Annotated in this window: 18 protein-coding genes and 3 tRNA genes; 11 read left to right on the top strand and 10 right to left on the bottom strand. The window is 63.6% G+C overall.

The window, feature by feature from the left end:
• Positions 1-273: 273 nt before the first annotated feature.
• The 3 genes from GM672_RS00225 to ahpF all read left to right on the top strand — a co-directional run bounded on the left by GM672_RS00225 (position 274) and on the right by ahpF (position 3,553).
• Entirely contained in the window at positions 274-1,038 is a 765-nt protein-coding gene (locus tag GM672_RS00225; protein ID WP_155468514.1) for a hypothetical protein, read from the top strand.
• A 277-nt stretch (positions 1,039-1,315) separates the two neighbouring features.
• On the top strand, positions 1,316-1,879 hold the full coding sequence (gene ahpC, locus GM672_RS00220) for an alkyl hydroperoxide reductase subunit C (protein ID WP_155468513.1): 564 nt from the start codon (positions 1,316-1,318) through the stop codon (positions 1,877-1,879).
• An 81-nt stretch (positions 1,880-1,960) separates the two neighbouring features.
• Entirely contained in the window at positions 1,961-3,553 is a 1,593-nt protein-coding gene (gene ahpF, locus GM672_RS00215) for an alkyl hydroperoxide reductase subunit F (RefSeq protein WP_155468512.1), read from the top strand.
• A gap of 126 nt (positions 3,554-3,679) precedes the next feature.
• Here ahpF and GM672_RS00210 read toward each other — a convergent pair whose 3' ends face one another.
• From GM672_RS00210 to GM672_RS00190, 5 genes are all read right to left on the bottom strand, one after another.
• Positions 3,680-4,795, bottom strand: coding sequence for an AI-2E family transporter (locus GM672_RS00210; RefSeq protein ID WP_155468511.1), 1,116 nt, complete (start codon positions 4,793-4,795; stop codon positions 3,680-3,682).
• Positions 4,795-5,280: a cyclic nucleotide-binding domain-containing protein gene (locus GM672_RS29070; protein ID WP_170299874.1), complete on the bottom strand. Its 486-nt coding sequence runs from the start codon at positions 5,278-5,280 to the stop codon at positions 4,795-4,797. Before GM672_RS29070 ends, GM672_RS00210 begins: the two co-directional genes overlap by 1 nt.
• Positions 5,281-5,846: 566 nt before the next feature.
• Positions 5,847-5,923: transfer RNA gene (locus tag GM672_RS00200), tRNA-Asp, on the bottom strand.
• 79 nt (positions 5,924-6,002) lie between these two features.
• A tRNA-Asp gene (locus GM672_RS00195) sits at positions 6,003-6,079 on the bottom strand.
• 19 nt (positions 6,080-6,098) lie between these two features.
• Positions 6,099-6,174 (bottom strand) — tRNA-Val (locus tag GM672_RS00190).
• 170 nt (positions 6,175-6,344) lie between these two features.
• On the opposite strand from GM672_RS00190, the gene GM672_RS00185 reads away from it, so the two are divergent.
• The 3 genes from GM672_RS00185 to GM672_RS00175 all read left to right on the top strand — a co-directional run bounded on the left by GM672_RS00185 (position 6,345) and on the right by GM672_RS00175 (position 8,927).
• A complete protein-coding gene (locus GM672_RS00185; protein WP_155468509.1) occupies positions 6,345-7,604 on the top strand; it encodes an MFS transporter in 1,260 nt (419 codons plus the stop codon).
• Between the two features lie 120 nt (positions 7,605-7,724).
• On the top strand, positions 7,725-8,081 hold the full coding sequence (locus GM672_RS00180; protein WP_155468508.1) for a nuclear transport factor 2 family protein: 357 nt from the start codon (positions 7,725-7,727) through the stop codon (positions 8,079-8,081).
• A 21-nt stretch (positions 8,082-8,102) separates the two neighbouring features.
• Positions 8,103-8,927, top strand: coding sequence for a helix-turn-helix transcriptional regulator (locus GM672_RS00175; protein WP_155468507.1), 825 nt, complete (start codon positions 8,103-8,105; stop codon positions 8,925-8,927).
• Here the strand turns inward: GM672_RS00175 and GM672_RS29695 are convergent.
• Together GM672_RS29695 and GM672_RS00165 are read right to left on the bottom strand one after the other, a co-directional pair.
• Positions 8,924-10,660, bottom strand: a complete 1,737-nt coding sequence (locus GM672_RS29695; RefSeq protein ID WP_308807485.1) for a methyl-accepting chemotaxis protein — start codon at positions 10,658-10,660, stop codon at positions 8,924-8,926. The two genes, GM672_RS00175 and GM672_RS29695, sit on opposite strands and share 4 nt — an antisense overlap.
• Before the next feature lie 26 nt (positions 10,661-10,686).
• Complete coding sequence (locus GM672_RS00165) at positions 10,687-11,769, bottom strand: porin (RefSeq protein ID WP_229427693.1); 1,083 nt, start codon at positions 11,767-11,769, stop codon at positions 10,687-10,689.
• A gap of 229 nt (positions 11,770-11,998) precedes the next feature.
• Here GM672_RS00165 and dinB point away from each other — a divergent pair, with 229 nt between their 5' ends.
• The gene (gene dinB / locus GM672_RS00160) at positions 11,999-13,156 is read left to right on the top strand and encodes a DNA polymerase IV (RefSeq protein ID WP_155468505.1); all 1,158 of its coding nucleotides are present in this window, start codon (positions 11,999-12,001) and stop codon (positions 13,154-13,156) included.
• Between the two features lie 294 nt (positions 13,157-13,450).
• Positions 13,451-14,347, top strand: coding sequence for a recombination-associated protein RdgC (locus tag GM672_RS00155; protein ID WP_155468504.1), 897 nt, complete (start codon positions 13,451-13,453; stop codon positions 14,345-14,347).
• Between the two features lie 34 nt (positions 14,348-14,381).
• Here GM672_RS00155 and GM672_RS00150 read toward each other — a convergent pair whose 3' ends face one another.
• On the bottom strand, positions 14,382-15,920 hold the full coding sequence (locus GM672_RS00150; protein WP_155468503.1) for a methyltransferase regulatory domain-containing protein: 1,539 nt from the start codon (positions 15,918-15,920) through the stop codon (positions 14,382-14,384).
• Positions 15,921-15,938: 18 nt separating this feature from the next.
• The gene (locus GM672_RS00145) at positions 15,939-16,424 is read right to left on the bottom strand and encodes an asparaginase domain-containing protein (protein WP_155468502.1); all 486 of its coding nucleotides are present in this window, start codon (positions 16,422-16,424) and stop codon (positions 15,939-15,941) included.
• 209 nt (positions 16,425-16,633) lie between these two features.
• Between GM672_RS00145 and GM672_RS00140 the strand changes: the two genes are divergently transcribed.
• Positions 16,634-17,386 (top strand): L-asparaginase, encoded by a 753-nt coding sequence (locus tag GM672_RS00140; RefSeq protein ID WP_155468501.1) that lies wholly within the window; start codon positions 16,634-16,636, stop codon positions 17,384-17,386.
• 270 nt (positions 17,387-17,656) lie between these two features.
• Here the strand turns inward: GM672_RS00140 and GM672_RS00135 are convergent, their stop codons facing one another.
• Entirely contained in the window at positions 17,657-18,658 is a 1,002-nt protein-coding gene (locus GM672_RS00135) for a D-2-hydroxyacid dehydrogenase family protein (RefSeq protein WP_155468500.1), read from the bottom strand.
• A gap of 472 nt (positions 18,659-19,130) precedes the next feature.
• Between GM672_RS00135 and GM672_RS00130 the strand changes: the two genes are divergently transcribed.
• Complete coding sequence (locus GM672_RS00130; protein WP_155468499.1) at positions 19,131-20,996, top strand: phosphoenolpyruvate carboxykinase (GTP); 1,866 nt, start codon at positions 19,131-19,133, stop codon at positions 20,994-20,996.
• Between the two features lie 103 nt (positions 20,997-21,099).
• Positions 21,100-21,480 carry a glyoxalase superfamily protein gene (locus GM672_RS00125; protein ID WP_155468498.1) on the top strand — a complete coding sequence of 127 codons (381 nt, stop codon included), beginning with the start codon at positions 21,100-21,102 and terminating at the stop codon, positions 21,478-21,480.
• The last annotated feature ends 44 nt before the right edge of the window (positions 21,481-21,524 follow it).

The raw sequence follows: 21,524 nt of genomic DNA, 5'->3' as shown, positions 1-21,524 counted from the left end.
TGCTCCCGAAAATAAAATATGGCAACCTGAAGATGATATCGGGGGGTATGCAGAGTTATACCGTGCAGCGTGCAATGATCTACTTGGAGAAAATATGACTATGGAGTTTGGATTGTTTCGGAGTAGAAATCGGCTTTCTATGAGACTCCTGCATGAAGATCGTTAGTGTATTTGAAGAGTGGAACAAGGCATATGAAGATTTTCAAAAAAATGATCACGACATATTCAGATGAGCTATCGCCCGCCTTGCAGGCCGCATCCTAGATCGCAGCAATGACCTTAAACCCCCTCATCTACCCAGCAGCAAACCTCATCTGCGCCATTGCCGCCTTCGCCATGACCGACCGCTTCGTCGGCGAAGCGGCAGCCGTGCCGGTGGTTTGGGTGGCGGTGGCGCTTGCCTTGAGTATCGGTGCCTTGCAATTCGTGCTGGCGCGGCGCGCAAAGACGCGGCTGCTGTATCAGTTGCTGTCGTCCAGCTCAGCAGGCATTTCGCTGATCTTTTTCCTGATGGCGATGTTCTGCCCGATCTTCCTGATCGAGGAGCTCAGCGCCGCGCGGAAGTTGGCCGTGGCCGGTGGAGGACTTGCCTTGATGGCGGCGAACGCCGTCTATGGAATCCGGCAGGTCAGGACGGCGTGGGCACAATCCGGTGATGGAAGCTTCGACAAGCATTACAACGCCACCACTAATCAGCTGGACTGGGACATGGCCGTCAGGCCGCTCGGCATTCGGCATGATCTGTATGTTCCCGGGCTGCCCGAGGCGGCTCAGCCGCTGTTGGCTGTCGCGCTGCTGGTGTTCATGCTGGTCGGGGCCGGCATTACCGATATCCGTCCGGATGCGGGCATTGTCATCTGGGCGGTACCGATGTTCGCCATTTCGGCGTTTTTCGTCCAGGTACTTGCCAAGCAGGCCGTGCTGATTCGGCGCCTGGTGACGTTCGAAACGCGCATCGGCCGGCCGGTTGCCCATCAGCCCAAGCTGGGCATGTATCGTCGCGCGCGCAAGACCAAGCGCAAAACGCGGCGAAAATAGACATGCTGCCAGTAGCGATGCCCAGGCATCGCGGATTCTGGCAGCCGGAAACGGCCGCAGACACTATCGTCCGAGCGGTCAGGGCGCTGCATGCCAGATGATTTCATATCACTCAGTCAACATTCACGTTTCTGCAGGAACGGGGATAATAACGGTCTCGCTATCGTCTCCGATAGTCAAACTCAATTGACATCATCGGAACAATCAATTTTTCAAATAGCTGAGAACTCGCTAAACTGATGTCTCTTGATTCACCAACCTCACGAGGAAAACACAAATGTCTCTGATCAACACCCAAGTAAAACCGTTCAAGGCTACCGCTTACCACGCTGGCAAGTTCGTTGAACTGAGCGAAGAGTCCCTGAAGGGCAAGTGGTCGGTCTTCGTGTTCTACCCAGCCGACTTCACGTTCGTGTGCCCAACCGAACTGGAAGACCTGGCCGACAACTACGCAGAATTCCAGAAGCTGGGCGTGGAAGTGTACGGTATTTCGACCGACTCCCATTTCGCTCACAAGGCATGGCACGACACGTCGGACGCCATCAAGAAAGTGAACTACGCCCTGATCGGCGACCCAACCGGTCTGCTGTCGCGTAATTTCCAGGTCATGATCGAAGAAGAAGGCATGGCACTGCGCGGTACCTTCGTCATCAATCCTGACGGCTTCATCAAGGTCATGGAAGTGCATGACAACGGCATCGGCCGTGACGCATCGGAACTGCTGCGCAAAGTGAAGGCTGCCCAGTACGTCGCTTCCCACCCAGGCGAAGTGTGCCCAGCCAAGTGGTCCGAAGGCGCTGCCACCCTGACCCCATCGCTGGACCTGGTCGGCAAGATCTAAGCAGTAGCAGTAATCGCAGTAAATAAGTAGTGCACGCTGCCGGGCATGTGTCCGGCAGCGAATAACGAAAGGAAGAACGTCATGCTGGATGCAAATCTCAAAACCCAACTGAAAGCCTATCTGGAAAAAGTGGTGCAGCCGATTGAGATCGTCGCATCGCTGGATGACTCCGCCAAAGCGCGGGAAATGAACGAACTGCTCCGCGATATCGAAGCGTTGAGCGACAAGATTACCGTTATCGAGGACAACGCCGCCAATGTGCGCAAGCCGTCGTTCTCGATCAACCGTGCCGGCAGCGACGTCGGCGTACGCTTCGCCGGCATCCCGATGGGCCATGAATTCACCTCGCTGGTGCTGGCCCTGCTGCAGGTGGGCGGCCACACGATCAAGCTGGACGAGGCCGTGATCGAACAGATCCGCAACCTCGACGGCGATTACGAATTCGAGACCTTCATCTCGCTGTCCTGCCATAACTGCCCGGAAGTGGTGCAGGCGCTGAACGCGATGTCGGTGATTAACCCGCGCATCAAGGTCACGACGATCGACGGCGGCGTGTTCCAGAAAGAAGTCGAAGAGCGCCAGATCATGGCGGTACCGATGATGTTCCTGAACGGCCAGCACTTCGGCCAAGGCCGAACCAATGTGGAAGAAATCCTGGCCAAGCTGGACACCAATGCCGGTGCCCGCCAGGCAGCTGAACTGAACAAGAAAGACGTGTTCGACGTGCTGATCGTCGGCGGTGGCCCTGCCGGTGCGGCGTCCGCGATTTACGCTGCCCGCAAAGGCATCAACACCGGCGTGCTGGCTGAGCGTTTCGGCGGCCAGGTCCTCGATACCTTGGCGATCGAGAATTTCGTGTCGATCAAGGAGACGGATGGTCCGAAATTCGCTGTCGCCCTGGAGCAGCACGTGAAGGAATACGAAGTCGACATCATGAACACCCAGCGCGCCGTCAAGTTGGTGCCGGGCAAGATTTCCGAAGTGCACACCGCTACCGGTGCCGTGCTGAAGGCCAAGACGGTGATCCTGTCGACGGGTGCCCGCTGGCGCGAAATCAATGTGCCGGGCGAGAAGGAATACCGCAACCACGGCGTGGCCTACTGCCCGCACTGCGATGGCCCCCTGTTCAAGGGCAAGCGCGTGTCGGTGATCGGCGGCGGTAACTCCGGCGTGGAAGCGGCGATCGACCTGGCCGGTATCGTCCAGCACGTCACCCTGATCGAGTTCGGCAACGAACTGCGCGCCGACGCCGTGCTGCAGCGCAAGCTGCGCTCGCTGCCGAACGTCAAGGTGATCCTGTCGGCCCAGACCACCGAGATTCACGGTGACGGCAAGAAAGTCGACGGCCTGTCGTACAAGGACCGCGGCACCGGCGAGACCCACCGGGTCGACCTGGAGGGCGTGTTCGTGCAGATCGGCCTGGTGCCGAACACGGAGTGGCTGAAAGGCACCGTGGCCCTGTCCAAGCATGGCGAGATCGAGATCGATCCACGCGGCCAGACGTCGGTCCCGGGCATCTTCGCCGCCGGCGACGTGACGACCGTGCCATACAAGCAGATCGTCATCGCCGTGGGCGAGGGCGCCAAGGCAGCCCTGTCGGCATTCGACCACCTGATCCGCTCCGGCGACGATGAAGTGGAAGCGGAGCAGGAAAAGATCGCCGCCGCGGCCTAAGCAGCACCGCAGCAAACGGAACGGGAGCCGCGGCTCCCGTTTTTTATTGCCTAAAAAATGGGGACAGACCCCATTTTTATGGAAACATTGCCCGGAAAATGGGGTACGTCCCCATTTTTCAAGCAACTATTTGAGGTCGATGCTGGCTTGCTTGACGCGCAGGGACTGGGCGTAGCGGTGCCGGGCTTGCAGGCGCGTGTCGGTGATCAGCACGCCCAGGGTTTCGCCGATCACCATCGTCACGCCCAGCAGGGGCAGCACCAGCATCAGGCCTGTCACGCCGGCCAGTGCGCCGCCGATGAAGATCATCAAGACGGTGACGAGCGGATGGATGCGCAGGCTGCGGCCCAGCGTAAGGGGCATGAAGATGAAGTCGTCCAGCAGGCGCGCGGCGATGAAGACGAAGATGGCGCTGTAGGCCATCATATTGTTGTCCGGTGCGTCGGCCGATGCCACCAGCACAACCAGCAGGCAGCCGACGATGGAGCCGACATACGGCACCCACGCCAGCACGGCCGCAAGGAATCCCAGCAGCAGTGCAGACTGCAGGCCGATGGCCCACAGCCCGATCGACAGCACGACCGTGTCGATGATGGTGAGTTTCAGCATGCCGTGGAAGTAGCGGCGCGCCGTCTGGTCCACTTCGTGCAGCAGGTACAGGGTTTTTTCGAAGAAGGCGTTCGGCACTGCGCGGGCCAGGAAGCGCTTGAAGCGGCGGCCGTCGCGCAGGAAGAAGAAGGTCAGGAAGGGCGCCAGCAGCATCGACGGCACCCAGGCGGCGACGGCCATCAGCACGTCCGTCAGGTGCCGCTCGACGAAGCCGCGCGTGTAGTTGGCCAGGCTGGCATCGACCGAATCGACCAGGTGGGCGGGCTGCAGGAAGGGGAACTGCTGCTCCAGCGCGCCCATCATATTGCGCAGGAAGCGCATGCCGGCGGCCAGGTAGCGGCCCGGCATTTCATGCCAGGCCGTCGACGGCGCCGGAATCCACGCCACGCCGGCCAGCACGGCCAGCAGCACGAACAGCAGGAAGCCGAAGCCGACGATCAGGGCCGCCGTATTGCGCGAATACCCCATGCGCAGCAGCCGCTGCATGGGCGAGAGCAGCATGTAGTACAGGATGATGCCCAAGAGGAAGGGAATCGACAGCCACAGCACCTGCTGCATCAGGAACAGCAGCACGCAGGTGGCGGCGACGATGCCGGACCAGACGATGGGGCCGGAGTGCTGCTGCTCCGTCATCACAGCGCTCCGACCGGGGGCCGTCCGGGATTCATGGCCTCGCGCAGCATGCTGGCGATATGGCGGGCCAGCGCCAGCGAGATCTTGTAGCCGATCACGGCATCGGTTTCCATCAGGCCCATGAAGTCGGCCCGGAAGAACACGGCCAGCTCGCAGTTGTCCCACGCGCGGGCCTGGGCATTGCGGGGCGAGTTGTCCAGCAACGCCAGGTCGCCGAAGAAGGCGCCGGGCGACAGCTCCGTCAGGATTTCCGGCGCGCCATTGATGGTGCGGCTGATCTGCACGTGGCCGGCCGTGACGAGGTACAGGGCCTGGCCTTCCTCGCCTTCGTCAAAGATGATTTCGCCGGCCAGGTAGCGCCGTTCGTGCATCAGCCCATCAACGATCTTCAACTCCAGCGGCGTCAGGGTGTTGAGCAGGGCGGTTTCGCGCAGCCGGTGCAGGCGCGGCGACAGGGTAGGGGATTTCAGAAAACCAAAGATCACGGGGACTCCGAGCGGACAACAAGTGGATGCATTGTCATTGTCGCCGGTTTTGTGCGTGGTGGGGCGGTGTGCGTGGGGTGTGTGGGGGGTGTTGTGTGGGGAATACGGTGGGAGTTCGCTGCTTGGGGTTGTTGCTGGTTTTTTGCGTTTGTTGCGGCAGCTTGGTGCGGGCACAGTCCTGCAGCTCTTGCGCCTGGGTGAGTTGTCTTCGGAACTGCCTATGCTTAATGCTGGTAAAAAACCGGGGACAGTCCGCATGCGGGGACAGTCCCCAGATGCTCAGCCGCAATATGCGACATCTGCTCGCCGCTGGCCGCAGTGGGAGCACTCCGCTGCGCCAATGGAAAAAGGCCCGACGAATCGGGCCTTTTTCAGGTATTGGCGGAGCGGACGGGACTCGCCCACGTACCGCGGGCCGCGGTTTCGCTTGCAAGCGAAATCCTTCGAGTCAGGAGGAGTGTGCTCCTTTGGAGCAATCGTATTCTCCTGCGGAGAATACTCCGCAGGGAGAGGGCTCCGCTGCGCCAATAGAAAAAGGCCCGACGAATCGGGCCTTTTTCAGGTATTGGCGGAGCGGACGGGACTCGAACCCGCGACCCCCGGCGTGACAGGCCGGTATTCTAACCAACTGAACTACCGCTCCATTTTCTGTTTCGCTGTGAAGCGGCACAAAAAATACAACAAACTGCTTGAAAACAGCCTCACGCTATTTTCTGAAATCCTGGCGGAGCGGACGGGACTCGAACCCGCGACCCCCGGCGTGACAGGCCGGTATTCTAACCAACTGAACTACCGCTCCAGGTCTTCAATGAAGTTCGTGGTGGGCGCTGAGAGGCTCGAACTCCCGACCTAATCCTTGTAAGGGATCCGCTCTACCAACTGAGCTAAGCGCCCAAATCACCAGCTTCGAACTTCGAACGTTTGTCACAACGTTCAGAAGAGGCCGTATTCTACTGCGCGGTTTCCGCATTCCGCAAGGGCTTTTAATCAAAATCGCCGATTTTTTGCGACCGAGTTCGCTTCAACTGCTACGCTGCGGGAATCGAGTTCATCCCTTGTTTCCCATGCCCGAACCCCGCGACGATGCGATTTATACCAGGGTCAGCCGCCGGCTGCTGCCCTTCCTGTTCCTCTGCTACGTGGCAGCCTACCTGGACCGGGTCAATGTCGGCTTCGCCAAACTACAGATGCAGGCGGACCTGGCCCTGTCCGACACTGTCTACGGCATCGGCGCCGGCATCTTCTTTCTTGGCTACTTTCTGTTCGAGGTGCCGTCGAACCTGCTGCTGGAAAAGGTCGGCGCGCGGCGCTGGATCGCCCGCATCATGGTCAGCTGGGGCATCGTGTCGGCCGCCACGATGTTCGCCACCGGTCCGCTCAGCTTCTATGCGCTGCGCTTCCTCCTTGGTGTGGCCGAGGCCGGCTTCTTCCCGGGTGTCGTGCTGTACCTGACCTACTGGTACCCCGCGCACCGCCGTGCCCGCATCGTCGCCCTGTTCATGAGCGGCGTGGCCGTCGCCGGCGTACTGGGCGGCCCCCTGTCCGGCTGGATCATGCAGCACTTTGCCGGCAGCGGCGGCCTGGCCGGTTGGCAATGGCTGTTCCTGCTGGAAGGGATACCGTCCGTCGTACTCGGCATCTGGACCTGGTTCTACCTGGACGACGGCATCCGCAGCGCGCGCTGGCTGCCCGATGCCGACAAGGCCGTGCTTGAAACGGCCCTGGCCCAGGACGCTGCATCCCAGGCGCGGCTGCCGCTGCGGGCCGTGTTCACCAGTGGCCGCGTGTGGCAGCTGGCGCTGGTCTACTTCCTGTTCGTCATGGGCTTGTACGGCGTCAGCTTCTGGCTGCCCCAGCTGGTCAAGAACAGCGGCGTTGCCGACGTGGCGGAAATCGGCCTGCTGACGGCCATTCCATATGGTGTCGCGGCCGTCGTCATGGTGCTGGTAGCGCGCCGTTCGGACCGCCTTGGCGAACGGCGCTGGCACACGGCACTGGCCGGTTGCGCCGGCGCGGCCGGTCTCGTTGCCTCCGTGCTGTATGCGGACAATACCGTCATCGCGCTGGCCGCATTGTCGCTGGCCACGGCCGGCATCCTGATCACCTTCCCGATCTTCTGGAGCCTGCCGACGGCCCTGCTGGGTGGCACGGCCGCGGCCGCCGGCATCGCCCTGATCAACTCGGTCGGCAACCTGGCCGGCTTCGCCAGCCCCTACCTTGTGGGCGCCATCCGCGATGCCACCGGCAGCACGGCGGCCGGCATGTCGTTGCTGGCGGCCAGCCTGGTGGCGGGCGCCTTGCTGGTGCTGCGCACGCCACGCTAGGAAAATTCGGGGACAGTCCCCGAATCCTCTGATGACGTGGGAGGTAATCGCCAGTGCCGGCCCGACGCGGGAGAATGGTTTCGTCGGCTTCGACACCAACCATTTACCGAGAGGCTCATCATGGACAACGCACACACCATCGCCGAACAATACATCGCCGCCTGGAACGAACGCGACGCCGCCGCGCGCCGCGCCCGGGTGGCCGGCATCTTCACGCTCGACGCCACCTACCGCGATCCGATGATGGCAGGCGAAGGGCATGGTGGCATCGACACGATGATCGCCGCGGCCCAGGCCCATTTCCCCGGCCACGTATTCGCGCTGCACGGCACGCCGCAGGGTCACCACGACGTGTTGCGCTTTTCGTGGCGCCTGGCGGGGCCGGACGGTGCGGCCGTGGCGCAGGGCACGGATGTCGCCCACCTCGGCGGCGACGGCCGGCTGGCCAGCGTGGCAGGTTTCCTCGACAATGCCTGAACGACCCGACAAGGAGCTGGCATGGACACTGCGGCGCGCGATCACTACTTCAGCGATTTCTCCCAGGCCCTGCGCTACTGGCGCGGCAAGCGGGGCCTGAGCCAGCTGGCCCTGTCGCTGGCGGCGCAGGTATCGCAGCGCCACCTGAGTTTCCTGGAAGGCGGCCGTGCCCAGCCCAGCCGCGAACTGATCCTGAAACTGGGCCTCGTGCTGGATGTGCCGCTGCGCCAGCGTAACGCCATGCTGCTGGCGGCCGGCTTCGCGCCGGCCTACCAGGAACGCGACCTGTCCGATCCGGAACTGGACGCCGTGCGCCGGGCGCTGGAATTCATGCTGGCGCAGGCGGCGCCGTATCCGGCGCTGGTGGTGGACCGCCTGTGGAACCTGGTGATGGCCAACGAGCCGGCGGCGGCGCTGATGCGCTTCCTGCTGGACATGCCGGCCCACGCACCGATTCCCCGCGACGGCTCCGTCAACGTCATCCGCCTGACCCTGGAAGCGCTGCGGCCCTGCATCGTCAACTGGGATGAGGTGGCGGCCGATCAGTTGCTGTGGCTGCAGCGCGAGGCCATGAGCGACGGCCCCGGCAGCGAGGCGACCGCGCTGCTGCGCGAGCTGTCGGTACTACCCGGCGTGGCAACGACGACGGAGGCGCCGAACCTGGAACGCCGTGCCTTGCCGTTCCTGCCGGTACGCTTCCGCAAGGGAGACACGGAGCTGAACCTGTTCACGACCATTGCCACCCTGGGCACGCCGCATGACGTCACCGTGCACGAGCTGCGCATCGAATCGTTTTTCCCGGCCGACGAGGCCAGTGCGAACTGGTTCCGTACGAGGGTGGTTTAGAACTCTTCCCACTCGTCGCCCTGCGGCGCTTTCGCGGCAGGCTTGACGGGCGGTGGCGTGGTGCCGCGCCGTTCGGGAACGACGGGCTTGGCGGCCTTTGGCTTGGCCAGTTGCAGCGGCGCCGCCGCCGGGGCGGGCGTGACTGCGGGCGTGAATGCGGGCGCGGCGGCCGGCACGGCCGGACGCGTATTGTCGATGCGGAAGACGGCAATCGCCACGGCCAGCCGTTCGGCCTGTTCGCGCAGGCTGGCCGCCGCCGCTGCCGCCTCTTCCACCAGCGCGGCATTCTGCTGCGTGGTGTTGTCCATCGACACGATGGTGGTGTTGATCTGCTCGATGCCGGCGCTCTGTTCCTGGCTTGCCGAGGCGATCTCGTTCATGATGGCGGCAACCTGCTGCACCGAGGCGACGATGCGTCCCATGGACGCACCCGCTTCGTCGACGAGGCGCCCGCCCGCATCCACTTTCTCCACCGAGTCGTTGATCAGTTCCTTGATCTCGCGCGCGGCCGTGGCCGACCGTTGCGCCAGGTTGCGCACCTCGCTGGCGACGACGGCGAAGCCCCGTCCCTGCTCGCCGGCCCGCGCCGCTTCGACGGCGGCATTCAGGGCCAGGATATTGGTCTGGAAGGCAATGCCGTCGATGACGCCGATGATGTCGACGATCTTGCCCGAGCTCTCCTTGATCGAGCCCATGGTCTGTACCACCTGGCTGACCACCTGGCCGCCTTCGTTCGCATGGGTGGCGGCCGACGTGACGAGCACATTGGCCTGGCGTGCATTGTCGGCATTCTGGCGCACGGTGGACGTCAGTTCCTCCATCGACGAGGCCGTCTCTTCCAGGCTGGCCGCCTGCTGCTCGGTGCGGCCGGACAGGTCCATGTTGCCGGTGGCGATTTCCGCCGACGCCGTGTTGATGGTGTCCGTGCTGTCGCGCACGGCCCGCACGGTGCGCGACAGGCCGTGCATCATTTCCTGCAGGGCCGCCAGCAGGCGCCCTGTTTCATCCTTGCGGCTCGTGTCGATAGTGGCGGTCAGGTCGCCCGCGGCCACCGTTTCGGCCACATGCACGGCATCGAGGATGGGCACGGTGACGGAGCGGGTGATCAGGTAGCCGGCGCCGACCGAGACCAGGGTGGCCACGATCAGCAGCGCGATCATCAAGGTGGTGGCAGAGTTGGCGGCATCGCGGGTGGCCTTGCCGTCCGCATCCATCATTTCGCGCTGGTCCTTCAGCAGCACGTCGAGCTTGCCGAAATAGGCGTTCTGGGCCGGCACGACAGTACCGAACAGGGCCTGTACGGCGCCTTCGCGGTCGCCCCCCTTGGCCTGGGCAATGGCCTTGTCGCGCAGGTCGCGGTAGGTCGCGAAGGCGACGCGCTGGTCTTCCAGCTGCTGCTTCGTCCGTTCCAGCACGATGATCTTTTCCAGCTCCTGCGATTTCTCGGTGCCGATGCGGTCGGCATCGGCCAGGCCCTCCAGGAACTTCATGCCGGTGGCCGGATCGGGCGCCAGCATGAAGTTGCGCACCGCCTGGGCGCCCCGGTTGGCATAGCTGCGCATGTCGTTGACCAGCGAAATCTTCGCATAGCGGTCATCGACGATCTTTTCCGCCAGATCGTCCATCTGCTGCACGCGGCTGATGCCGATCAGCGACATCACCAGCATGATCAGGATGGTCAACGCGAACCCCAGCGCCAGGCGCGCACCGATTTTCATATTGGACAGGTTCACGTTGCGTTCCCTTTATCAGATGAAGGTCAGAAGGAGTGGCGTACTCCCAGGCCGTAACTCATGGCGGTCGGCAGGCCCGTGATTCGGTCGCCCATCGCCACCGAATACAGGTCGGTGCGCTTCGACAGGCGATAGTCGTAGCCCAGCGACGCGGTGCGGCGCGAACGCTGCGCGCCGAACACGGTGCCGCTGCGGCGCGTATCGGCCACGTCGAACAGGATCGCGCCGGGACCGGCAGGAATGGCGAAACCGGCACTGGCGGTGCGGTCGCGCAAGCCTTCCACGCCAGCGGCCTCGTTGACGGTGCGCTGCCACGTGCCGTACAGCTTGATCACCTTGAAATCATAGCTGGCTCCCAAAAACCAGGCGCGCTGTTCGTCGAGCGACGCGTAATTCACGGGCGCGCGGGTGGCGTCAATGATGGGGCCGCCCGGATTCGGGTTGCTGTCGCGCACGCGGTGGACGAAGGCGCTCAGGGCGAGCTTGTCCTTGCTGTACAGGGCGCTGATGGCGACGTTGTTCTTGTCCGAATCGCCGGCCTTCTCGCCGGCCTGGTAGTGAACGCTGGCGCGCAGGCCGTTCCAGCCGGGCGTCGTGTAGACCACGTGGTTGCTCCAGCCGCTGTCGCCGGCGTTGGTCGAAGCCCAGGTGCGCGCGCCGAACTGACCCGTAGGCACGTAGGAATGCAACACCAGCGGCGAGAACGTGAACGAGTCGCCGAAGGGGTTGAACAGGATGTTGGGCAGGAAGCTGGGCGCGGAGGCGCGGCCCACCTGGATGCGGCCGAAGTTGCCGGCCAGGGCGACGTTGGCATCGCGCGAGAACATATTGTCGCCGGCGAAGCGGCCGGAAGCGCCCGTGTCCGTCTGGAAGAAGCCCGTCAGGTAGAACTCGGCGCGCAGGCCGCCGCCCAGGTCCTCGGAGCCCTTGAAACCGAACCACGACGTCGTCATGCCGCCGCTACCCAGCACGGTGGTGTGCTGCCGGTCGCCGCTGTTTTTCAGCGAACCGGCAAAAGCATCGACGCCGCCCATGACGGTGACGTTGGATTGGGCCGACACGGGCGCGCAAGCGAAGGCGCCCAGCAGCAGCGAAACCAGGATTGACACCCGGCGGGTTGAGCTCAATTTTGTCATGGCATAAACAGTGGTTGGAAAAATTCATGGTACGCCCACTTGATACCGGCGTAATAGTAATCCCTGCCAAAACCTGTGTTGTTGTTGCAAAAAAGCGATCAAATCAGCTGGTGGAAATTTGCTGCGGCGCGGCGTGGAATGGCTGGCGCCGCTACTTGATTACTGGATATAATTACAGTATCCCCGCCGTGCCTTTCAACCTATGTCCCAGCTGCCGCAGCGCCGCATTGCCCACCTCGACATGGATGCGTTCTACGCCTCCGTGGAACTGCTGCGCTATCCGGAATTGCGCGGCACGCCGGTGGTGATCGGCGGGCGCTCGAACCACCAGCCCGTGCTGCGCCCGGACGGCACGCGCGCGTTTTCCCTGCTGCGCGATTATGCGGGAAGAGGCGTCGTCACCACGTCCACGTACGAAGCGCGTGCGCTGGGCGTGTTTTCCGCGATGGGCATGATGAAGGCGGCGGCGCTGGCGCCGGACGCCGTGCTGCTGCCCACCGACTTCGATTCCTACCGCCGCTATTCGCGCCTGTTCAAGGCCGCCGTCGCCGCCATCGCCCCCCATATCGAAGACCGCGGCATCGACGAAATCTATATCGACCTGTCCGACCATCCCGACGAGACGCGCGTGCTGGCCCAGCGCATCAAGGATGCGGTGCGCGATGCGACGGGCCTGTCCTGTTCGATCGGCGTGGCGCCGAACAAGCTGCTCGCGAAGATCTGCTCGGACCTGGAAAAGCCGAACGGGCTGACGGTGGTGTCGCTGGACGATGTGCCGCAACGCATCTGGCCGCTGCCGGTGCGCAAGGTCAACGGCATCGGACCGAAGGCCAGCGCCCGGCTGATTTCCCTGGGCATCGAGACGGTGGGGCAACTGGCGGCGGCGCAGCCGACCCTGCTGCAGGATCACTTCGGCCTGAACACGGCCCAGTGGCTGCGCGACGTTTCGCACGGCCAGGACAGCCGCCCCGTCGTCACCAGTTCCGAGCCGAAAGGCATCAGCCGCGAGACGACCTTCGAGCGCGACCTGCACGCCCGGCACGACCGCACCGCGCTGTCCGAGATTTTTACGCGCTTGTGCACGCGCCTGTCGGAAGACCTGACGCGCAAGGGCTATGCCGGCCGCACCGTGGGCATCAAGCTGCGCTATGCGGACTTTCGCACCGTCACGCGCGACGTCACCTTGCCGCTGCCGACAGCGGACGCGGCCACGATCCGGCGCGCCGCCGGCGAATGCCTGCGCCGCGTGCCGCTGGACCAGCGCTTGCGCCTGCTGGGCGTGCGCGTCAGCGCCTTGGTGCCGCTGGAGGAAGCGAACCAGCCCAGCATGGGGCAGCAGGGCGAGCTGTTTCCGGCGTGAGCCACCGCGCCACCCATCCGACGTCCGATTCGGTATCGGACACCGAATTCCCAGGCATCATGTTGCTCAAAAACCGGTGTCTGACCGCTGCGGCGGACCGACCGGTTGTTGAGCAACATGGGTGACAGACTGGGTGTCTGACACCAAATCGGGATGACGGGGGATTGGAGCTGCCCGCGGCCGTGTTGGCAAGCGTTTTCGTGCCATGGCACTGAAATATGCCGATGGCCCGGCAACCGGGCCGGGTGTAAAATGTGACGCTTTGCAACGAGCTGAACAAGGTCATCAGAGCATATGTGGTTCAAGAATCTCCAGATCTACCGCCTGCCCGCGCCATGGGCATTTACTCCCGAACAACTTGAAGAAGCGCTCCGTCCACACGCGTTCACGCCCGCCAGCAGCAATGAAATGATGCGCCAGGGTTGGGACTCGCCGCGCGGCAATGAGTCGCTGGTGCATGTCGTCAACAAGCAGATGCTGATCCTGCTGGGCACCGAGAAAAAACTGCTGCCGTCGACCGTCGTCAACCAGGTCGCCAAGGCCCGCGCGGCCGAGATGGAGGAACAGCAAGGTTTCGCTCCCGGCAAGAAAGCCATGAAGGAACTGAAGGAGCGCGTGCACGACGAACTGCTGCCGCGCGCCTTCACCATCCGCGGCAATATCTTCACGTGGATCGACCCCGTCAACGGCTGGCTCGTCGTCGATGCCGCCAGCCCGGCCAAGGCCGATGAAGTCATCAAGCTGCTGTTGAAGGCAGTCGACCGCATGCCGCTGGAAAGCCTGCGCGTGCAGCGCTCGCCCGTGGGCGTGATGACGGCCTGGCTGCAGGACGACGAAGCCCCGGCCGGTTTCACCGTCGACATGGACACGGAACTGCGCGCCACCGGCGAAAGCAAGGCTGCCGTGCGCTATGTGCGCCACACGCTGGAGCCGGAGGAAGTGCGCCGCCATATCGCGGCCGGCAAGCAGTGCACGCGCCTGGCGATGACGTGGGACAGCAAGATTTCCTTCGTGCTGACCGAGGCGCTGGCCATCAAGAGCGTCAAGCCGCTCGACGTGCTGAAGGAAAACGATGCCGTTACCCGCAACGATGAAGAGCGCTTCGACGGCGATTTCATGCTGATGACGGGCGAACTGTCCAAGCTGCTGCAGGACGTGGTCGACGCCCTGGGTGGCGAAGCGAAGGCCTGATGTCCCGGCGGCGTGCCTGCACGCCGCCGGCCGGTCACGCCACGACGCCCAGTTTCACCAGGATCGGCAGGATCTTGTCACGGAACACCGTGGCCCGGTTTAGGAGATCCTCCAGCTGTTCCGTGTCAGACTCCATGGGCTTGCCGTCGACCGTCAAGCGATGGCCCATCCTGCTCAGCACCGACATTGCATAAGCGGCCCAGTCCTGCGCGTCGCGGCTGCCCATCGAGCGCGCCAGGATGAACAGCTGGTGGAAGCGATCCACCTTCAACGGCCCGCCCGTTGCCGGCACAGCCAGGTGTTGTACCTGGCTGCCGCCCCTTGCAAGCGCACACAGGTGCAGGTTGAGCTTCTGCGCCTGCGGCGTCGCCCGGTCGATTGTGTGCTGGTCCTGCAACATGCCCACCACACCGATTCCCACCAGCACGAAAACTGCCTGCAGTACCTTCGACCGGCTCAGCTTGATGGTATTGCCATATGCCATCAGGTCGCCGATGCTCAAGGCCTCATGCCCCGCCATCCGGTCCAGGAGCGGCCCATACACCTCTTCGTTCAGGCTCACTTCGCCCAGCGTGCCGGTGGCCTTCAGCGGCACGGCTTCGCGGTTCGTGAGCAGCATCACGCGACATTGGAAGATCTGCTCGTCCAGCGCGATGGTATCGAGCTTGCGCGCACCGCGTACCCAGTAGTCGCGGCGGAACGACTGGTTGACGATGATGTCGCGCGTCGTCTGGGCAAACACGGGGTCGTCGATGTCGGCCATCAGCTGGCGTTGTTCCGCCGTCAGGTTGATGAAATCGAGGTGGTCCAGGTAATTGGCCGAGCAGGCAAAGTTGAGCTTGGCCGGTTCCAGCCAGCGCGCCAGCTGCGAGAACGTCACAGGCAGCCAGTCGCGATTGAAGAATTCATGGGCCAGGTAGGCCGGGTCCTGGCTCCTGCTTTTCTCGAAACGGGCCTTGGCCATGGGATTGGCGCGCAGGTAGCGCGGTTCCGTGGCCAGCAGCCGCTCGACAAACGTCAGGCTCTGTTCGACCCGGGCCGTGCTGCCGACGCCGGGCGCCGCCATCACGTTGGCGTGCTCGGCCATCAGGTCGCGCAGCGGCGCCATGGCGGCCCAGCCGGGTTGGGTGTTGTAGCTGATGTAGAGCACGCCGCCGACCTTCAGCTTGCGGCGAATGAAGTCGACGACGATGGCGCGGTTCTCGTCGGAAATCCAGCTGAAGATGCCGTGCAGGGCGATGTAGTCGAAGTCGGGCAGGTCCGTGCGCGAACAGAACTGTTCGAAGGACTGGTCATACAGGTGGGCATCGGCGCCGGAGGCCACCGCCAGCTCGCGCGCGAACCCGGCCTGGGATGGATTGAAATCGGTGCCGTACCACGTCGTGGTCGACGCGGCGGCGTGGATGTTGACGCTCATGCCCTGACCAAAACCGAGTTCGCAGGCGGTACCGGTTTCGGGTGGTACCAGCCCCGCCATCAGGAAGGCCAGGCGGATACGTTGGGGATTCAGTTCGGCATAGGTGCCGTAAGTATAACCAATGTCGGCAACATAGCCGGCAGTCCAGTCGGGCATTGACGTTCCTTTCAAACGTTACTTGGGTTGGAAGACTCCAGCTGCGCGGTTCTTCTGCACGTTATCCCAGGCGAAGATGCGCCCGTTCATCGCCACGTGCACGCCCGGCGGCAGGGCTTGCGCCACGCCGCAGGCAAAGCCCAGGTTGAACAGGGCGTCGGAGTTGGCGATCTCGTAAGGGATCATGGCGCCCGTCAGGACGATCGTCTTGTCCAGGCCGGCAGCGCCCAGCACGGCCGCCGTCTCCGGCATCGTGTCCGTACCGTGAACGATGACGATGGCGCGCTCGGCGGCACCCTGGCACGCGGCCAGCACGCGGGCGCGGTCGGCATCCTGCATGTCGAGCGAGTCGAGCAGGGGCAGCAGCTCCAGCTGCACGTCGACGGTCAGCCGGGCCCGGGCCAGCGCGGCCGGCAGGTGGCTGTCGGCGAAGCCCAGGGTGCCGTTCAGTTCGTTGTAATGCTTGTCGAAAGTGCCGCCGGTGGCGATGATGCGCAGTGTCATGGTCGTACAGATAAGTAGTTGCAGAAATGCCCAATGATAGCCTGCGTGGCGGGGACGGAACCACCAAAACTTTGTCCGCGCTCATCTGGCGTCTTGCGGGCACGTTGAGTACACTAGAAAACTATTGCAATGAGCTTGGCCCCGCGGCGACAGTCGGCCACGTTTGAACCATTTCCCCGTATCACGTTGGAAGTCTCTCTGCAACAATCATGAAAGCGCTCGCTCCCGGCACCGTCATTTTTCACCGTCATCGCGGCTACGGCGTGATCACGGCCGTCAACCTGCTGACGGGCTGGATCGCGGCCCGCTTCGGCAGCGAGTCACGCACCCTGGATTTGAACTTGTCCACCGACGAGGTGCAGTTTGCCGACGGCGAAGCGATCCTGTTCCGCCGCGCACCGCCGGACCGCATGCCCCACGCGCGGCTGATGGCGATGGTGCGTGCGCTGCACCAGGCCGGTTACCAGAAGCTGTATTTGTATTCGTGGCCGAAGCCGTCCGGGCTGCACTGGCGCTGGCATTTGTTTACCGGCACGCGCGACTGGATGCAGCGTTCCTGGCGCGAAGGGTGGTACGGCTCGGGCGCGGACTACAACGTCAACCCCGTAATGGGCTGGGGCGACAATCCCGCCGCCACGACGGAAGAGCTGGTGCATGCGCTGGCGAAGTTCGACCCGCAGGGCCTGGCCCAGGCCCTGGGCCGCGACGAGGACCATACGGCCTGGTTCGCCCAGGTGTGCGACCTCTTGCTGCCGGGCTATATGTACAGCCTGGACATGCAGCGCCCGCACGGCGCCCCGCTGACGGAGATGCCGCCCGTTCCCGTCATCCCCGTCCGCGCCGGCCTGCCCGTCTACAACGGCCCGGACATCGGCTGGCCACCCGGCTGGGCCGGCCTGTGGTCGAAAGTCCACGCCATGCCCGCCCGCCGTATCAATCTCACCGGCATTCCCGAAGCGTAAATCCGCAAGCTCCCCCTGTACGGCTGTGCTCCTGCCCACCGTGGGCGCGAAGCAGGGTTTCAAGGAGCCCTGCTCCTTGCTGCAAAGCGGGCAATCGCATAGCGGCAATTGCCCTGTTCGGACCCGGACACGGACACAGCTGTAATTTACGGTTGAGGTCGTGTCCACCATAGGGTCAGACCCCGACACGGACACGAACACAGCTGTAAATTGCGGTTGAGGTCATGTCTACGTCGGGGTCTGACCCCAGGGTGGACACAGGCTGAGCCGTTAAAGCGCCTTGACGTGCTGGACGTAGTCGGGGTTCAGGATGGTCTTGCAGTTGCCGTTGGTGAAGTCGACCAGGTTCTGGAAGGCGTGGCGGAAGTACAGCTCGTAGCTGTCACGTTCGACGTAGCCCAGGTGGGGCGTGGCCAGCACTTGCGGCATGCGCAGCAGCGGGGAATCTTCCGGCAGGGGTTCGCTGGTGAAGACATCGAGCGCCGCGGCACCCGGCTTGCCCGCACGCAGGGCGCTTTCCAGGGCGCCGTCTTCCACCAGTTCGGCCCGGCTGGTGTTGACGAACAGGGCGTCCGGCTTCATCCGTGCCAAGTCCTCGGCCGTGACGATGCCACGGGTGGCGTCGGCCAGGCGCAGGTGCAGGGTCAGCACGTCCGCTTCCTCGAAGAACGCTTCGCGCGACGGCGCGGCCCGGTAGCCGTCGGCCACGGCGGCAGCGCGGCTGGCGTCGCCACCCCACACCATCACGTCCATGCCGAAGGCGCGACCGTAGCCGGCCACCAGCTTGCCGATCTTGCCATAGCTCCAGATACCCAGGGTGCGCCCCCGCAGCACCGTGCCCAGCGTGTTGAAGGGCTGGCTGGTCGATACCGTCTGCCACAAGCCGCCCTTCAAATTGGCGGCGTAGGGCACGATCTTGCGCTGGGCCGCCATGATCAGGGCCCAGGCCAGCTCGGCCGGGGCAACCGGTGAGCCGACGCCTTCCGCGATGGCGATGCCCAGCCCGGTGGCGGCGGCCACGTCGATATGGCCGCTGACCTTGCCCGTTTGGGAAATCAGCTTGAGGTTGGGCAACCTCGACAGCAGGGCGCGGGACAGTTCCGTGCGCTCGCGGATCAGCACAATGGCGTCGAACGGCGTCAGCCGGGCCACCAGCTGGCCGGCGCCGCGGATGGAATTGTTGAAGACCTTGACGTCATGATCGTCCAGCAGACCGAAGCATTCCAGCTCGCGGACAGCGTCCTGATGGTCGTCGAGAATTGCAATTTTCATGTCAGATAGCCAGGTTTCGTGATTAATTGGTAGGGAAATAACAGGATCGTGAATATCTCGAATAGCCTACTACATTGGTCAACCATTTTTCCTACATTTTTGTCTGAAAGGTTCGGGTGCAGGTGTACAATCGGCCGGATCGGGGAAGTAGACGGCTGAGCACGTCGAGACCCGCAGCGCGATCCAGCCCTGGCCCGCGTGCGCTGCAAAAGCAGCGCCACGGGCTCGCCCGAGCCGCGCGCGGTCAACGTCATCAGTCAGCGCTTTTAACGCTATATCTCGGCAGTGCCGCCCATCTTCCCTCGATTGTGTTCCAACTTCCGCCTATCCGGCCGGAAGCGCGCCGGCGACGGCGCAGCGACAGAACCGCCGTATTCCGTGCCGAAGCATTTCGAATGCTACTCCGAGCGCAAGCCACAAGCTGACGACGATCCTGCCGAGAAACGAATTCTTAATTGGCATTGGAGGTACTATGAATCAGCCCCTTATGGGAGGCGTTGCAACGATGAACGCACCAGCTTACATTAAACAGCAAAAGCTGATCAACTGGGTGGCCGAGGTGGCCGCGTTGACGAAGCCGGACCGCATCTACTGGTGCGACGGCTCGCAAGAAGAATACGATCGCCTGTGCGGCGAGATGGTTGCGGCCGGCACCATGAAGAAGCTGAACGAAGCCAAGCGCCCGAATTCCTACCTGGCCTGCTCGGACCCCACCGACGTGGCACGCGTCGAAGACCGCACCTTCATCTGCTCGGCCAACAAGGAAGACGCCGGCCCCACCAACAACTGGACCGACCCCGCCGAAATGCGCGGCACGCTGAACGGCCTGTTCGACGGCTGCATGGCCGGCCGCACGATGTACGTCGTGCCGTTCTCGATGGGCCCGCTGGGTTCGCCGATCGCCCATATCGGCGTGGAACTGTCCGACTCGCCTTACGTGGCCGTGAACATGCGCACGATGACGCGCATGGGCAAGGCCGTCTACGACGTGCTGGGTGAAGACGGCGAATTCGTGCCGTGCATCCACACCGTCGGCGCGCCGCTGGCCGCCGGCCAGAAGGATGTGCCGTGGCCTTGCAACGCCACCAAATACATCGTCCACTTCCCGGAAACGCGTGAAATCTGGTCCTACGGCTCCGGTTACGGCGGCAACGCACTGCTGGGCAAGAAATGCTTCGCGCTGCGCATCGCCTCGAACATGGGCTACCAGGAAGCCAAGCAGGGCGGCGCCGGCTGGCTGGCCGAGCACATGCTGATCCTGGGCGTGGAATCGCCCGAAGGCAAGAAGCACTACATCGCCGCTGCTTTCCCTTCGGCCTGCGGCAAGACCAACTTCGCCATGCTGATTCCCCCAGCGTCGTTCAAGGGCTGGAAAATCACCACCATCGGCGACGATATCGCCTGGATCAAGCCGGGCGCCGATGGCCGCCTGTATGCGATCAACCCGGAAGCAGGCTACTTCGGCGTGGCGCCGGGCACCAACGAGAAGACCAACTTCAACTGCATGGCCTCGCTGCGCGAGAACACCATCTTCACCAACGTCGCGCTGACCGACGACGGCGACGTGTGGTGGGAAGGCATGACGAAGGAAGCGCCAGCCCACCTGATCGACTGGCAGGGCAAGGACTGGACGCCGGCCTCGGGCACCAAGGCGGCGCACCCGAACGCGCGCTTCACCGTGTCGGCCGTGCAGAACCCCGTCATCGACCCGGCCTGGGACGATCCGGCCGGCGTGCCGATCTCGGCCTTCATCTTCGGCGGCCGCCGCTCCACCACGGTCCCGCTCGTCACGGAAGCGCGTGACTGGGTCGAAGGCGTCTACATGGCCGCCACGATGGGCTCGGAAACCACCGCTGCTGCCGCCGGCCAGATGGGCGTCGTGCGCCGCGACCCGTTCGCCATGCTGCCGTTTATCGGCTACAACATGAGCGAGTACTTCCAGCACTGGCTGGACCTGGGTTCGAAAATCACGGCCCAGAACCCGGCCGCGCTGCCTAAGATCTTCTGCGTCAACTGGTTCCGCACCGACGAGCAAGGTCACTTCGTGTGGCCTGGCTTCGGCGACAATATGCGCGTGCTGAAGTGGATGCTGGAACGCATCGAAGGCCAGGCCGGCGGCATCGAGACGCTGTTCGGCACGACGCCGCGCTACGGCGACCTGCACTGGGACGGCATCCCGTTCTCGCCGGAAGAGTTCGAGACCATCACGTCCATCGACAAGGACGCCTGGCGCGAAGAGCTGAAGCTGCATGCGGAACTGTTCGACAAGCTGGCCTATCGCCTGCCGAAGGAACTGACCGACAACAAGGCCAAGCTGGAGCAGCGCCTGGCCAACTAAGGCTGGTGTTTTGCAACCGGAAAGCGCACCTGCGGGTGCGCTTTTTTGTTGTCAAGGCCGCCGCTTGCGCTATGCTGTGCCTCCCACGCACCGAGGAGAACACATGAACACCCCGTCCTGGAACCTGTCCCCCGCCATCCCCATCCTGCGCATCTTCGCCGAGGACAAGGCGCGCGAGTTCTACCAGGATTTCCTCGGCTTCACCTTGGACTGGGAACACCGCTTCGCGCCCGGCATGCCGCTGTACCGGCAGGTCAGCCGCAGCGGCCTGGTGCTGCACCTGTCCGAGCATTACGGCGACGCCACGCCCGGCTCCACCGTGTTCGTGCCCGTCGATGGCATCGACGCCTGGCAGCAGGAGCTGACCGCGAAGAACTATGGCTATGCCCACCCCACCGTTACCGCCGTGCCATGGGGCCGGCAGATGGAAATCGCCGCCCCCTTCGGCAACCGGCTGCGCTTTTGCGAGGTCGACGAGGACTGACGTCATCGGGCCGTCATCGGCTTGTCACAGCGGCGCGGAATAAT

Source organism: Pseudoduganella buxea (assembly GCF_009720835.1).
GTDB classification, from domain to species: domain Bacteria; phylum Pseudomonadota; class Gammaproteobacteria; order Burkholderiales; family Burkholderiaceae_D; genus Rugamonas; species Rugamonas buxea.
This window is presented reverse-complemented; position numbering and strand designations above follow the sequence as displayed.

Coding starts and splice junctions, on each gene's coding strand:
- GM672_RS00225 (WP_155468514.1), top strand. CDS start 274: ATGACCTTAAACCCCCTCATCTACCCAGCAGCAAACCTCATCTGCGCC.
- ahpC (WP_155468513.1), top strand. CDS start 1,316: ATGTCTCTGATCAACACCCAAGTAAAACCGTTCAAGGCTACCGCTTAC.
- ahpF (WP_155468512.1), top strand. CDS start 1,961: ATGCTGGATGCAAATCTCAAAACCCAACTGAAAGCCTATCTGGAAAAA.
- GM672_RS00210 (WP_155468511.1), bottom strand. CDS start 4,795: ATGACGGAGCAGCAGCACTCCGGCCCCATCGTCTGGTCCGGCATCGTC.
- GM672_RS00185 (WP_155468509.1), top strand. CDS start 6,345: ATGCCCGAACCCCGCGACGATGCGATTTATACCAGGGTCAGCCGCCGG.
- GM672_RS00180 (WP_155468508.1), top strand. CDS start 7,725: ATGGACAACGCACACACCATCGCCGAACAATACATCGCCGCCTGGAAC.
- GM672_RS00175 (WP_155468507.1), top strand. CDS start 8,103: ATGGACACTGCGGCGCGCGATCACTACTTCAGCGATTTCTCCCAGGCC.
- dinB (WP_155468505.1), top strand. CDS start 11,999: ATGTCCCAGCTGCCGCAGCGCCGCATTGCCCACCTCGACATGGATGCG.
- GM672_RS00155 (WP_155468504.1), top strand. CDS start 13,451: ATGTGGTTCAAGAATCTCCAGATCTACCGCCTGCCCGCGCCATGGGCA.
- GM672_RS00150 (WP_155468503.1), bottom strand. CDS start 15,920: ATGCCCGACTGGACTGCCGGCTATGTTGCCGACATTGGTTATACTTAC.
- GM672_RS00145 (WP_155468502.1), bottom strand. CDS start 16,424: ATGACACTGCGCATCATCGCCACCGGCGGCACTTTCGACAAGCATTAC.
- GM672_RS00140 (WP_155468501.1), top strand. CDS start 16,634: ATGAAAGCGCTCGCTCCCGGCACCGTCATTTTTCACCGTCATCGCGGC.
- GM672_RS00135 (WP_155468500.1), bottom strand. CDS start 18,658: ATGAAAATTGCAATTCTCGACGACCATCAGGACGCTGTCCGCGAGCTG.
- GM672_RS00130 (WP_155468499.1), top strand. CDS start 19,131: ATGAATCAGCCCCTTATGGGAGGCGTTGCAACGATGAACGCACCAGCT.
- GM672_RS00125 (WP_155468498.1), top strand. CDS start 21,100: ATGAACACCCCGTCCTGGAACCTGTCCCCCGCCATCCCCATCCTGCGC.